General features: G+C 34.4%; 15 protein-coding genes. All 15 read left to right on the top strand.

What is annotated here, in order from left to right; genetic code table 11:
• Positions 1–510 precede the first annotated feature (510 nt).
• The 15 genes from V7014_RS13110 (at position 511) to V7014_RS13040 (ending at position 12,883) form a co-directional block, all read left to right on the top strand.
• On the top strand, positions 511–1,374 hold the full coding sequence (locus V7014_RS13110; protein WP_335507810.1) for a hypothetical protein: 864 nt from the start codon (positions 511–513) through the stop codon (positions 1,372–1,374).
• 35 nt (positions 1,375–1,409) lie between these two features.
• Entirely contained in the window at positions 1,410–2,669 is a 1,260-nt protein-coding gene (locus tag V7014_RS13105) for a tetratricopeptide repeat protein (RefSeq protein ID WP_335507808.1), read from the top strand.
• Between the two features lie 146 nt (positions 2,670–2,815).
• Positions 2,816–3,361, top strand: coding sequence for a ReoY family proteolytic degradation factor (locus V7014_RS13100; protein WP_335507806.1), 546 nt, complete (start codon positions 2,816–2,818; stop codon positions 3,359–3,361).
• Between the two features lie 112 nt (positions 3,362–3,473).
• Positions 3,474–3,932, top strand: a complete 459-nt coding sequence (locus tag V7014_RS13095; protein WP_335507804.1) for a YpiF family protein — start codon at positions 3,474–3,476, stop codon at positions 3,930–3,932.
• Between the two features lie 167 nt (positions 3,933–4,099).
• Positions 4,100–4,612 (top strand): ubiquinol-cytochrome c reductase iron-sulfur subunit, encoded by a 513-nt coding sequence (locus tag V7014_RS13090; protein ID WP_335507802.1) that lies wholly within the window; start codon positions 4,100–4,102, stop codon positions 4,610–4,612.
• Positions 4,613–4,615: 3 nt separating this feature from the next.
• A complete protein-coding gene (gene qcrB, locus V7014_RS13085) occupies positions 4,616–5,290 on the top strand; it encodes a menaquinol-cytochrome c reductase cytochrome b subunit (RefSeq protein WP_335507800.1) in 675 nt (224 codons plus the stop codon).
• A 52-nt stretch (positions 5,291–5,342) separates the two neighbouring features.
• Complete coding sequence (locus V7014_RS13080; RefSeq protein ID WP_335507798.1) at positions 5,343–6,110, top strand: menaquinol-cytochrome c reductase cytochrome b/c subunit; 768 nt, start codon at positions 5,343–5,345, stop codon at positions 6,108–6,110.
• Positions 6,111–6,266: 156 nt separating this feature from the next.
• Positions 6,267–6,509 (top strand): hypothetical protein, encoded by a 243-nt coding sequence (locus V7014_RS13075; RefSeq protein ID WP_335507797.1) that lies wholly within the window; start codon positions 6,267–6,269, stop codon positions 6,507–6,509.
• Between the two features lie 136 nt (positions 6,510–6,645).
• A complete protein-coding gene (locus tag V7014_RS13070; protein WP_335507795.1) occupies positions 6,646–7,323 on the top strand; it encodes a response regulator transcription factor in 678 nt (225 codons plus the stop codon).
• Entirely contained in the window at positions 7,320–8,705 is a 1,386-nt protein-coding gene (locus V7014_RS13065; protein WP_335507793.1) for a sensor histidine kinase, read from the top strand. Before V7014_RS13070 ends, V7014_RS13065 begins: the two co-directional genes overlap by 4 nt.
• Positions 8,706–8,800: 95 nt before the next feature.
• Positions 8,801–9,904: an ABC transporter permease gene (locus tag V7014_RS13060; RefSeq protein ID WP_335507814.1), complete on the top strand. Its 1,104-nt coding sequence runs from the start codon at positions 8,801–8,803 to the stop codon at positions 9,902–9,904.
• The gene (locus tag V7014_RS13055; RefSeq protein ID WP_335507791.1) at positions 9,904–10,602 is read left to right on the top strand and encodes an ABC transporter ATP-binding protein; all 699 of its coding nucleotides are present in this window, start codon (positions 9,904–9,906) and stop codon (positions 10,600–10,602) included. The genes V7014_RS13060 and V7014_RS13055 overlap by 1 nt, the downstream gene beginning before the upstream one ends.
• 103 nt (positions 10,603–10,705) lie before the next feature.
• On the top strand, positions 10,706–11,296 hold the full coding sequence (locus tag V7014_RS13050) for a DUF1405 domain-containing protein (RefSeq protein WP_335507812.1): 591 nt from the start codon (positions 10,706–10,708) through the stop codon (positions 11,294–11,296).
• 60 nt (positions 11,297–11,356) lie between these two features.
• Entirely contained in the window at positions 11,357–12,148 is a 792-nt protein-coding gene (ypjB, locus tag V7014_RS13045) for a sporulation protein YpjB (RefSeq protein WP_335507789.1), read from the top strand.
• Positions 12,149–12,202: 54 nt separating this feature from the next.
• Positions 12,203–12,883 carry a zinc metallopeptidase gene (locus V7014_RS13040; protein WP_335507787.1) on the top strand — a complete coding sequence of 227 codons (681 nt, stop codon included), beginning with the start codon at positions 12,203–12,205 and terminating at the stop codon, positions 12,881–12,883.
• Positions 12,884–13,060 lie beyond the last annotated feature (177 nt).

Raw genomic sequence — 13,060 nt, 5'->3', positions numbered from 1 at the left:
TGAAAATCACTTTTCGAACGCCTTTTTGCGCTTTGTTAGCCCTCCGAAGTAGTTTACATGAAATAGATAAACTGGCTGATCAACCTATCATTGGCGCTTTCGGTCTAGATGAAATCCCTGTATCTTCTAATAAGTCTAAAGAAAATACTTTCCCACAATTAAACAAAGATAGACAATAGCATTTATTAGACAATCTCTTATTACTTGATCAATCGAATTCACACGAATGCTTCATTAATATTTTGCTTTTGCTACATATTGAACTGAGTTATAAAGCTAGTTAAGTGGGAATTATGTTTCTAAAGAGCGAAATAAGAAGTACAGATGAATTTTCTTTATTTGTTCTTTTCCGTATATATAACTCGTGTTTTTGGTAATAATGGAATAATATTTTACTATTGTTATTTAGTCATATACCGGTGAAAATTATTTATAATGAGAATGAGTATAAAGCATAATTAACAGAAAAAGTACATACATTGGCATATAATCCATAAGGAAGTGATAATCATGCCATATGTATTGGAAAGAATCTCTCTTTATGAAAATGACGAAATGAAAGAGACAAATCTTGTTGTGAAGAATGATGCCTTCTATAGTAGAGACACTTCTGTTAAGCACATAAATTTTATTCGACTACAAATGGACAAGTATATAATGATTGCTGGGGAAACAATTATTGGGAATCTTGCAGAATATCAGGCGAATAGTATTGAGTATACAACAAAGATTGTGTTGCTTGGAGCAACAACCGTTTTGTTTCCTGTTGATGTAACATATGAACATCAAATTAATCAAGCTTTGGAGAATGCAAGAAAATTATTATTGAAATTCCCTCTAGATTATGTATTAGTATTACGTATACCTCTACAATTATTAAGACCTTCTATTGTACGTTACTGTAGACAGCACTTGATTCCTGGCCTTATTATAAGTGTTTACGATTTATCTGAGTTACAACACATACCTATAACTTGGATTCGAGATGCGGCTTTTCCTTATAAATTAGTTTTTATTCCACAATTTTCTGAAATCCACGAAGATCAATTAATGGTTTGGAAACAAGTTTTTCGAAATAGTAATCTAGCCTATACTGATGAATGTATACCTACTCATCAGTATTTATCAAAGAAGTTAATGAAGATGTTTGGCGTTTATCCTTATAGAGGAATTTTGCGAACGGGTGGAGAAGTAACATATAATGTTATACATGAAGATAATCGACAATTATTGCTGAACAAGCAAATGTTATATAGTGACAAAATTGAGTTTACTGTATTTAAGAATCAAGTAATTCGAACAGGTTCACAAGTCAATTTGCCTTCAAAGATGGGAAAAGAACTTGTGATAAAAATTCCAGGTTTTTTTCAGTAAATAATTAAATAGCATACAAGAATAGGATGAATAATATGATTACGATTGAAAAAGTGTTAGAAAAAATCAACAATGGAGAATTTGACGAAGCATACCGTCATATACATACTATACAAAACAGCGGGCTTGAAGAGGATATATTTGTTCTAGCAGAGAAGTTAGCAAATTTAGGATTTGTTGAGAAGGCATTTGGCTTATATGAACAGCTTCTTGCTACGCATCCAGAGGAAGGAGAGCTTCTGTTAGCACTTGCAGAAATCTGTATCGAATTAGATAAAGAAGATGAAGCATTAGAATTTGTTAAACAAGTGAAGCATGGTGACCCCGTTTATCCAAGTGCTTTATTGTTAGAAGCTGACTTGTATGCATTGAATGGTTTAGATGAAGTAGCATATGAAAAGTTACTAGAAGCAAAAAAGATGCTACCTGATGAATTGTTAGTTGATTTTGCAATAGGGGAGCAATGTTTTGCACAAGGACGCTTTCAAGAGGCTATTCAGTATTATCAAGAAGTATTAAAAGAAAATGAAGAGCTTGCAGGGATTTCTCTTTATCAGCGAATAGCGGAATCATATAGTAGTTCAGGTCAATTTGAAGAAGCTTTGCCTTATTATGAGAAAAGTCTCCAAAAGAAAACAGAGCTTCATTCATTATTTCAGTATGGTTTAACAGCTTTTCAAGCCGGTCAATACAAAATAGCTATTCAAAAGCTAGAGCAATTGAAAACAATGGATCATGAATTTAATTCTCTTTATTATTACTTAGCTAGTTCTTATGAGCAACTTGATGATTACGAAATGGCATACAAAACGGTCAAAGAGGGTATAAAGCAAGATGAATTCAACAAGGAGTTGTATTTCAAAGCAGCTAAAATGGCTCTTAAACTGAATGAACAAGAGGATGCAGTAACTTATTTTAGAGAATCCATTGCGATTGATCCAGGTTATTTAGAAGCTGGTATTACATTAGCGAAGTACTTTATAAGTCAGGAAATGTATGAAGAGTGTGTGGAAACATTAGAAAGTATGAAAGAATACGGTGAAAATGATCCGCAATTCGATTGGTTACTTGCAATTAGCTATGATAAACTTGAAGAATTTACGAAAGCGAGACAGTATTATCAAGATGCATTTCAAACGTACCAGCATAATGAAGAATTTCTTCGTGATTATGGATATTTCTTATTAGAAGAAGGAGATAGTAAGGTCTCTGAAGAAATATTTAATATGCTACTTACTATCAGCCCTTGGAATGAAGAATACTTATCGGTAATTGAGAATTTGAAAAACAAATAGAGTTAAGCAATGAGATTTACAGAAATAGCAATTAAATAATCATCTTTTATGGACTGCTAAATATTTATATCTCAATAAAGTTTTTACTTTGTTTGTCCATTCAAAAGAAGTATTAAAAAAATGCAATACAGAGGAGGGAATTTTCAATGGCTGCCCCTGTTTCTGTGAATGAGAAAAAGGAATTTATTCGCTGGTTTTTAAATCATTATCAATTAAAAAGACGAGAATGTGTATGGATTTTGAATTATTTAATGAGTCATGATCAGCTAATGAAGAAGGTGCATTTTGTTGAGAATGCAGAATGTTGTCCACGCGGATTAGTAATGTCTACTCATTGTGTAGATGAGGCACCTTTCAAATTCTATAAGTCGAACATCATGACAACAGATGCTGAGAAATCATTTCATGATATTCGCCTAAATAGAGATGAAGACATCTTTATTACATTGCATTTTCGTGCCGCATATTCTTCTTATCAATATGCAGCAGTTCTTGAAAAAAACCCTTATATTCCAATGAGTAGCGGTAGTAATGAAAAAGATAAGATAATTGCTGAACAGGTATTGGAACATTCTTTAGCTACCTTTCAAAGAGGTCAGCTTTTGAAGCAAATCGATGAAGCGTTAGATGCTCATGATTATGAAGCATTCCAATCATTAACTAATCAGTTAAACAAATTGAAAAAAGTATAGTCATTTAAAAGCGAAGCGTGTACAGATTGGTATGCTTCGCTTTTTGTGTTGCAACTGGTTAAAAAATGATATTATGTAATTGATTGGAAATATAACAGGGGGGCGATTACATATGAAGTGGATTTCAAAAGATATGGAAATGTACATAGGTGCGAAAGAATATGTGGATACCGTCATAATGCCATTAACCGGTATTACCTTTCAAAAAGGAATCAAACAAAGCGCATCTATCAATGATTTTATTTCGATTATCTCACAGGAAATTGAAAAACAGTTTAAAGGAAGAGTATTGCTTTTACCTCCATTCACTTATGGCTGTGATTGGGACATGGAAATGAAAAAACAACAAATTATGCAATGGAAACAATCGTTGGATCAGGAAGGGTTTTCATTTTTGTTTTTTCTAACGTCTGATGCGGATTGGAAATCTATAGAGAACGAATTAGAGAATAGTTTATTATATATACCTTCCCTTCCATTAGAGAGTTTAGAAGAAAAGTATAAAATACCGATGATGGAAGAACAAATAAGTGATGTATTGGGAATTATTAGCCGAAAATGGAAAGTTTAATATTTATGGAAAAAATGGATATATGACACATTCTTGCCATTAATTGTGTTGTTAGATTATTGACCTTGGAAAAATATTGATATATCATTGTAATGTCCTAGTTTTATAGAATTGTCCTTTTTATGTCCTTTGGACTAAAGCTTTTTTGATAGAAGGGGGGAAATTATATGAGCAAACAGCGTGTTTCTAGACGTCAATTTCTAAACTATACTTTAACAGGTGTAGGCGGTTTCATGGCGGCAGGGATGATTATGCCGATGGTGAGATTTGCAGTTGATCCTGTCTTGCAGGCAAAAGCAGAGGATGGCTTTACTGTTACGAAAGTGAAAGAAAGTGAATTGACTGATGAACCACAAAAAGTAAGTTTCACGGTAAATCAAGTAGATGCTTGGCATGAATCTGAAGAAACAAGATTGGCTTGGGTGTACAAAGATGACAAAGGGGATATTGTGGCACTGTCACCAGTCTGTAAGCATTTAGGTTGTATGGTTGATTGGAACACCGACAAAAAAAATCCTAACCAATTTTTCTGTCCTTGTCATTACGGTTTATATGAGAAGAATGGAAAGAACGTTCCAGGAACACCACCTATCGGTCCTCTTGATTTGTATGAAGTAAAAGTGAAAGATGGATTTGTTAGTTTAGGAACTATCAAAGTGAATAACTTGAAGGGGGTGTAATCATTGCTTAATAAGATTTATGATTGGGTTGATGAACGTATTGATATTACGCCACTCTGGCGCGATATAGCAGACCATGAAGTACCAGAACATGTTAATCCCGCACATCATTTTTCCGCATTCGTATATTGTTTTGGTGGATTGACATTCTTCGTTACAGTTATTCAGATTTTATCGGGTATGTTTTTAACAATGTACTATGTACCAGATATTAAAAATGCTTGGGAATCTGTTTATTATTTACAAAACGAAGTAGCATTCGGCCAAATTGTACGTGGTATGCATCACTGGGGAGCTAGTCTAGTTATTGTCATGATGTTTTTACATACATTGCGTGTATTCTTCCAAGGAGCTTATAAGAAACCTCGTGAACTAAACTGGATTGTTGGAGTTTTAATATTCTTTATTATGTTAGCACTTGGTTTAACAGGTTACTTATTACCTTGGGATATGAAAGCGCTATTTGCGACAAAAGTTACGCTGCAAATTGTTGAATCGATACCGATTATTGGTGTTGCTGCTAAAACATTATTGTCTGGAGATGCAACCATAGTTGGTGCCCAAACACTAACCCGCTTCTTTGCTATTCACGTATTCTTCTTACCAGCAGCATTGCTAGGATTAGTAGCAGCTCACTTCATAATGATTCGTAAACAAGGTATTTCAGGACCGCTATAATATTTAAATAATTTGAAAATACGGAATTTTTAGATGAGGAGGGGGTTGTGAAATGCATCGTGGAAAAGGAATGAAATTCGTAGGTGATTCACGAATTCCAGCTGTGAGGAAACCGAACATTCCAAAAGATTATTCAGAATACCCTGGAAAAACGGAAGCGTTTTGGCCAAACTTTCTTTTAAAAGAATGGATGGTTGGAGCGGTATTCTTAATCGGATTTTTATGTTTAACAGTAGCACACGTGCCGCCATTAGAGAAAATGGCAGACCCATCAGCTGCTGGATATATTCCACTTCCAGACTGGTACTTCCTATTCTTGTATCAGTTATTGAAGTATACGTATGCTTCAGGCCCATATAATGCAATTGGAGCAATGGTTATTCCAGGTTTAGCATTTGGTGCATTATTATTGGCCCCATTTATTGATCAAGGACCAGAAAGAAGACCAGCAAAACGTCCACTTGCAACAGGTTTCATGTTACTTGGTATTGCTAGTATCTTCTATTTAACTTGGTCTTCAGTTGTTAACCATGACTGGGAAGCTTCTAAGAAACAAGGTGCAATTGTATTAGGACCAGAGATTAATAAAGATGATCCTGGTTACAAATTGTACGAGGCTCAAGGTTGTATCGGATGTCACGGTGGTAGCTTAGAAGGTGCATCAGGCCCGAAATTAACAGAGCAAGGCTTAACTCCTGAAGAAATCGCAAAAATCGCGAAAGAGGGAAAAGGTATAATGCCACCTAATTCGTTTAAAGGTACTGATGAAGAGTTGAAGCAATTGTCTGAATTTATAGGTAGTTTGCAGAAGAAAGAATAAGGTTGAAAAACTAACGGTAAAAATTTCCGTTAGTTTTTTTGTTTTAACAAAACATCATTTTCACTTTCCAATGATGTATGTCTATTATTACGATAATCATTACCGCTCTAAAAATATCCGCATATACTATTTAAAAGGTGTCTTTGGGGTGATGTAATGAAAAGAAGAAAACAAAGTCTCATGTTCTTTACTCTATCATGTGCATTGATTGAATGGTTCTGGCTTTTTCATTCTCCAACCCACTTTATTGAAATCATTATGGTGCTAATTGTTACCGCTTTCTTTATTTTGTTTAGCAGTCTTTCTTTTATAGACGATGAAAAGTCTAATGAGCGTTTTTATAATCGAATACGACTTTGTACAGTATTAATATTAATAGCATTTATATTACTTTTATAAAAGATTATTCTTTAGTTGACTGCTTCTCAAAATCGTTTAACTTATTTTTTGAGGTGAGATATGATATTTATATATATTAAAGAATAAGTTGCTATATATACTTGGATGATTATTAGTTAGGGAGTTGAAGATTACGATGATTCATATATTGATTGCAGAAGATAACAATCATATTAGAGAATTGATTAAACAGCATCTTCAAGGAGAAGGTTATACGGTTTTTGAAGCTGTCGATGGAGAAGAGGCGTCGATTATTCTTGAAAGACAACAGATGCATTTGGCTATTGTGGATGTGATGATGCCTCATAAAGATGGCTTTCAGCTATGCCAGGAAATAAGATCATATTATGATATTCCAGTTATTTTATTAACAGCTAAGGATCAGCTTGTAGATAAAGAGAAGGGTTATTCAGTTGGAACAGATGATTATTTAACAAAGCCCTTTGAACCGAAAGAGCTCTTATTTCGGATAAAGGCGTTGTTAAGACGATATCAGATGGTAAATGCCGAGAAAATTGTTCTTAATGATACGATAATAGACCGAAAAAGCTATGAAGTTATTAGTGGCGGTAAGTTATTAATGTTACCAATGAAAGAATTTGATTTGCTGTCTCAATTAGGGAGTTATCCAGATCGGATATTTACACGAGAAGAATTAATAGAACTTATTTGGGGGACGGATTTCGGAGGCGATGATCGAACGGTTGACGTACATATTAAACGTTTAAGAGAACGTTTTGCGAAGCGGACAGTTGATTTTAGTATCAAAACAGTAAGAGGTGTTGGGTATAAATTGGAGGTTACTAAGAAGTGAGAACACTCTATTTGAGAATCGTTATAACGACATTAGTGGTAATGATCTTTAGTAGCTTGTTAGCATTTATCATTTCGAATGCGTACTATCAAAGTAATTTAAAACCTCGTAATGATGAAAAAGTTACTAAGATGGCTAACGATATAGTTGCGTTTTATGAAAATAATCAAAATGTAGATGTTGATGCTTATTTAAAAAGCATAGGAGAGCTTGGTTATCAAATTTATTTAGTAGATGAAAATCATAAAGGTACCTTTTATGGTGGTGAATATCGAAAAAAAGAGCTAGATGCAGATATTGTTCAGAGTGTAATTGAAGGACAAGAATATCATGGGATTGCTAATTTTCCATCTAGCGCCTTTATAACAGGTTTCTTTGATAATGTTTTAATAAATACAATCGGTGTTCCTATGATGATAGACACTAAACCATACGCTTTGTTTCTTCGCCCTAATGTCACTGTTCAGTTTGGAGAATTACGCTTTTTCTTTGCCCTTTTACTAGTTGTAACCAGTCTATTAAGTATTGTTTTTGTAGCAGTTAGCACTCGTTATCTTGTGAAGCCAATAACAAAATTAACAGAAGCAACAAAGCGAATAGCTAAAGGAAGATATGATATCGAATTACAAATGAATAGGCGAGATGAGATTGGCGTATTAGCGTCAAACTTTTCAGATATGGTGCTTAGTATTGAGCAACTAGAAGGTATGCGCCAAGAGTTTGTTTCAAATGTTTCCCATGAAATTCAAACTCCGCTAGCATCTATTAAAGGCTTTGCTCAAATGTTACAAGTGAAAGGCTTACCAGAGGAGAAACGTATTTATTATTTATCAATCATTGAAGATGAAAGTCAGCGATTGTCTCAATTAAGCAAGCAGTTGCTTACACTAGCGTCATTAGATAAAGAGCAAGGTATATTGGTAAAGTCAACATTTGATGTCGCTGCACAATTGAAGCAAATTGTTACACTAAATCAATGGAGCTGGCGAGAGAAAGAGTTGGCGTTGGATCTTGATTTACCTACAACTATGATAAATGGTGATCAAAAACTTCTGTATCAAGTGTGGATTAATCTTTTAACGAATAGTATTAAATATACGAATGATGGAGGTTCAATTTCAATCTGTATTCTATTAGAAGAACAATCCTGTTGTATTGAAATCGAAGATACAGGTATAGGAATAAGTGAAGAAGATCTTCCTCATGTTTTTACGAGGTTTTATAAAGGTGATAAATCAAGAAGTAGACAAGATGAGCGGAATAGTAGTGGACTTGGTCTTGCGATCGTAAAAAAAATAATTGATTTGCATGATGGTAAGATTGAAGTGAAAAGTAAACAAGGTGAAGGGACAACCTTTAGAATTACGCTTCCTAACATGTAATGAGCTGTTCATCTTCCGTTCATATTCAAATTTTATACTATGTTCAAGTTAAGAACATAGACATTGAAAGTTTGATGAATGGAGATGAACAAACGATGTTTCTTGCTATTAGAGAGATGAAACACGCTAAATTTAAATATTTATTAATTGGATTAATTATGGTTTTGATTGCATGGCTAGTATTTTTCGTATCTGGACTCGCACAAGGCCTTTCATCTGATAATGCTTCAGCGATTCAAAAGATGGAAGCTGATTATATTCTTTTACAAAAGGATGCTGAGCATCGAATTACTCGTTCGATGTTATCGGAGAAACAGTTAGATGATGTAAATCAATATATAAAGAAAGAGAATATAGAGCCATTAGGAGTGCAAATGACAGCAATCACGAATGGTGAAGCTGCAAAAAAGGTTGATGTTACATTCTTTGCAGTGAATACGAAGGGTAGCTTGATGCCAGATTTGGTTGAAGGTAAGCAAATCAATAATGAAACAAAAGATAAAGTTATTGCTGATATTTCCTTAAAAGAAGAAGGATTAGCGGTTGGCGATCAAGTGACTGACGAAATATCAGGTCAAACATTTACGATTAGTGGTTTTACGAAAGACCAGTCTTTCAGTCACTCTCCGGTTATTTTTATGAACTATGAAGCTTGGAAAGCGATGAATGAATCAAAGATGAATAAAGGTCAACTAGGATTTAACGCTATTGCTTTACAAGCTAATCAAAATCAAATGACAGATATTAAAAATCACATGTCTGATATCGATGTGATTACAATCAATGAAGCATTAAAAGGAATTCCAGGGTATTCAGAGGAGCAAGGCTCATTATTAATGATGATTGTATTTCTATTTATCATTGCAGCATTCGTTTTAGCGGTTTTCTTTTATGTAATCACGATTCAAAAAATGAATCAGTTTGGTGTATTGAAAGCTATTGGGGCAAAGTTTGCCTATTTAGCACGAAATATTATGTCTCAAGTAATGTTGCTTTCTGTAATTAGCTTAGTAATCAGTATTGCCTTAACTTATGGTATTTCCTATATGTTACCAAGCTCGATGCCTTTTGATTTAAGTCTTGGCCTAGTCGCCGGCTGTTCAGCATTATTTTTAGTTGTTTCAGTGGTTGGTTCATTACTATCACTTTATCGAGTTGCAAAAATTGATGCGATTGAAGCGATTGGGAGGGCTGCATAATGACAAATAAACTGGTTTTAGATCATATTAGTAAAATATATGGTGATGGTAATACATCTGTAAAGGTATTGGATGATATATCATTACAAGTGAAAGCTGGAGAATTTGTCGCAATTGTCGGGCCTTCTGGAGCCGGTAAAAGTACATTTCTTTCAATTGCCGGCGCTTTACTATCACCCACAAGTGGAAAAATTAGAATCGATAATCAAGAAATTCAAAATCTGTCTGAGAAAAATTTGAATGATATTCGATTGAACAAGATTGGTTTTATATTTCAAGCAGCGAATTTAATTCCTTACTTAACTGTTCGAGATCAATTATTATTGATTCCGCAGTTAAAAGGGAAGCTTACGAAACAAGATGAGGCACGAGCCGATGAATTGTTAGATCGTCTTGGTTTAGATCATCGTCGTAATCATTATCCAGAAAAGCTCTCTGGTGGGGAACGACAGCGTGTAGCCATTGCAAGAGCGTGGATGAATGACCCGGAAATCATTTTGGCTGATGAGCCCACCGCTAGTCTAGATTCGGAACGAGGTCGTGCTGTTATACAAATGTTAGCGGATGAAGTAAAACGTAGTAAGAAGTCAGCCTTGATGGTAACGCATGATAAACGGATGTTAGATTTATGTGATCGAGTTGTTTATATAGAAGATGGAAAACTATATGAACACGAACATAATGAACCTACTAAATAAATATCTAAAAAAGTCAACATGATAGAAAATGTTGGCTTTTCTATGTGTGCACTGTATGATAAAACGATAAGATGTAATCTATGAAAGAGGTAATGATAATTTGATGAATATTATCTATACAATATTGCGGAATAAGGCAATTATTATCTTATTATTAGTGGTAAATATTCTTGGTACAATATACGGTTATTACTGGTATAAGGGGCAATTGGAAGAAACCGCTCCGATTTTTATTCCATTTGTACCTGACAGTCCAACAGCATGTTTGTTTTTTGTTTTTGTTTTAATCGCTTTTCTTTTGAGAAAAAATTGGGGTTTGTTTGAAGCGCTCGCACTGATTTCACTATTTAAATACGGTATTTGGGCCGTTGTAATGAACCTTCTTACCTTGAAAGTAAGTGGAAGCCTTCATTGGACGGGATATATGCTAATGGCATCACATTTAGCAATGGCGCTGCAGGGTTTGTTGTATGCAAGATTTTATCGTATTAAGTTATGGCATTTAGCAGTAGCAGCCACATTTACGTTACATAATGAAATGATTGATTATGTATTCGGACAAATGCCATGGTATGGTAGTTTGTCCGTGTACATGAATGAAATTGGTTACTTTACATTTTGGTTAAGTATTGTATCTATCTTCATTTGCTACTACTTTGGCATGAACCGACCTCGCTATGAACTAAAACTATAATTGTGGTCTACTCTTATCCCTTACTTCATATATGTAGTATGAAAGAGGAGGGACAAGTTTATGTTTAAGAAATTATTGTTAATGCTGTTTGTAATGATCTTTACTATTGGTTCACCGATTTATGCGATGACCTCTTCGAATATAGATAAATTGAATCAAAAATCTGATGAAGCTCTACAGATGATGAAAATAAAACGAGATGAAGATGCCCTTCATTTGTTGCGATCCTTTTCTGAGGAATTACTTGCGATGGCAGGTGAAGAAAATGCTTTTAACTCGGACGAGCTAAAAATTATTACAGCTGCTTATGACGGTGCACTAAAATCATTACAGACTACCGAGAATACGTATGATTATAAAGTAAATGCATTAACGAAACTGCGGTTAGTCGTTGATGCTGTTTCCTCGAATCATCGTCCACTGTGGACAGAGTTGGAAGAAAGTATGATGTCTACTTTTAGTGAAACGAAGAAAGCAGTCTCAGAAAAGAATTCACAGCAGTTCCATAATGAATTAAATGCATTATTGATTCAATACGATTTGATTTATTACAGTTTACAAGTTGATGTGAAGCCAGAAACCATTCAAACGGTAGATGCAAGATTTCAATATTTGGATCAGTATAGGCCGCAAATTTTTGAAAATGTTTCAAGCCAAAAAGAACTTGATGAATTGCAATATGAAATGAAAGCAATTTTTGATGAAATGAAGAAAGATGAAGCAGATCCATCTTTATGGTGGGTCATCATTTCAACAGGTAGTATTATTATTAGTACATTATCTTATGTAGGTTGGAGAAAATATAAAGGAACGAAAGAAACAGTGCGTTCTAAAAATAATACGAAAGATTGATCATAAGTACTCTTGTCCCTAGAATTGTAATACAACTGTGCAAGGAGGACTTCGATGGGAAATTATTTGATATATTTGGGACTTATTATTTTGATTCCAATTTGGGCTCAATTAAAAGTAAAGGGAACATACAATAAATACTCCAAAGTTCCTTCATCCTCAAGAATGACGGGTGCTGAAGTAGCAAGAAGGATATTAGACGATAATGGTTTATATCATATACATGTAGAAATAACAAAAGGATACTTAAGTGACCATTATGATCCTAGGACGAAGGTAGTTCGTCTATCTTCTACTAACTACCATGGTCATTCACTAGCAGCAACTGCTGTTAGTGCACATGAGGTAGGACATGCTATTCAAGATCAGCAAGATTACGCTTTTTTTCGTTTTCGACATTCGCTAGTACCAGTTGCAAATATTGGTTCTAATCTTTCGTGGGTATTCATTATGATTGGTATATTTGCACAGGTTTCGGGATTACTTTTGCTCGGCATCATCCTGATGCTTGGAGCGGTCCTATTCCAAGTTGTTACGCTACCTGTTGAATTTAACGCTTCTAATAGAGCGATGGATCAAGTTGTTTCACTGGGGATTATTTCAAATAGTGAGGAACGGGAAACAAAGAAGGTACTAAATGCAGCTGCACTCACTTATGTAGCTGCTGCGGCAGTTGCAGTTCTTGAGCTTGTTCGATTAATTCTCATATTTACTGGCATGAGCCGGGATGATTAAATCACTGTATGTAATAAAGAAGAATCTCTCTAAAGGATTACAAGTAACCTTAATGAGAGATTCTTTTTTAATTATTTAGGAAATAATTAAAAAATTCGTTGTTGATCACTTTAAATAGAGTGATTTTACGTCCAGCTCCGAGCACCCAACGCCTAGTTAACTTCACACTTCTTCTTA

The sequence above is a fragment of the Bacillus sp. JJ722 genome, assembly GCF_036963345.1.
Lineage (GTDB): Bacteria > Bacillota > Bacilli > Bacillales > DSM-1321 > Bacillus_AD.
The sequence above is the reverse complement of the archived record's forward strand: the minus strand, read 5'-3'. Positions and strand labels throughout refer to the sequence as shown.

Excerpts from the sequence above, each read along its gene's own strand:
- V7014_RS13105 (WP_335507808.1), top strand. The coding sequence starts at position 1,410 with ATGATTACGATTGAAAAAGTGTTAGAAAAAATCAACAATGGAGAATTT.
- V7014_RS13040 (WP_335507787.1), top strand. The coding sequence starts at position 12,203 with ATGGGAAATTATTTGATATATTTGGGACTTATTATTTTGATTCCAATT.
- V7014_RS13100 (WP_335507806.1), top strand. The coding sequence starts at position 2,816 with ATGGCTGCCCCTGTTTCTGTGAATGAGAAAAAGGAATTTATTCGCTGG.
- V7014_RS13060 (WP_335507814.1), top strand. The coding sequence starts at position 8,801 with ATGTTTCTTGCTATTAGAGAGATGAAACACGCTAAATTTAAATATTTA.
- V7014_RS13055 (WP_335507791.1), top strand. The coding sequence starts at position 9,904 with ATGACAAATAAACTGGTTTTAGATCATATTAGTAAAATATATGGTGAT.
- V7014_RS13095 (WP_335507804.1), top strand. The coding sequence starts at position 3,474 with ATGAAGTGGATTTCAAAAGATATGGAAATGTACATAGGTGCGAAAGAA.
- V7014_RS13070 (WP_335507795.1), top strand. The coding sequence starts at position 6,646 with ATGATTCATATATTGATTGCAGAAGATAACAATCATATTAGAGAATTG.
- V7014_RS13050 (WP_335507812.1), top strand. The coding sequence starts at position 10,706 with ATGAATATTATCTATACAATATTGCGGAATAAGGCAATTATTATCTTA.
- V7014_RS13110 (WP_335507810.1), top strand. The coding sequence starts at position 511 with ATGCCATATGTATTGGAAAGAATCTCTCTTTATGAAAATGACGAAATG.
- V7014_RS13080 (WP_335507798.1), top strand. The coding sequence starts at position 5,343 with ATGCATCGTGGAAAAGGAATGAAATTCGTAGGTGATTCACGAATTCCA.
- ypjB (WP_335507789.1), top strand. The coding sequence starts at position 11,357 with ATGTTTAAGAAATTATTGTTAATGCTGTTTGTAATGATCTTTACTATT.
- V7014_RS13075 (WP_335507797.1), top strand. The coding sequence starts at position 6,267 with ATGAAAAGAAGAAAACAAAGTCTCATGTTCTTTACTCTATCATGTGCA.
- V7014_RS13090 (WP_335507802.1), top strand. The coding sequence starts at position 4,100 with ATGAGCAAACAGCGTGTTTCTAGACGTCAATTTCTAAACTATACTTTA.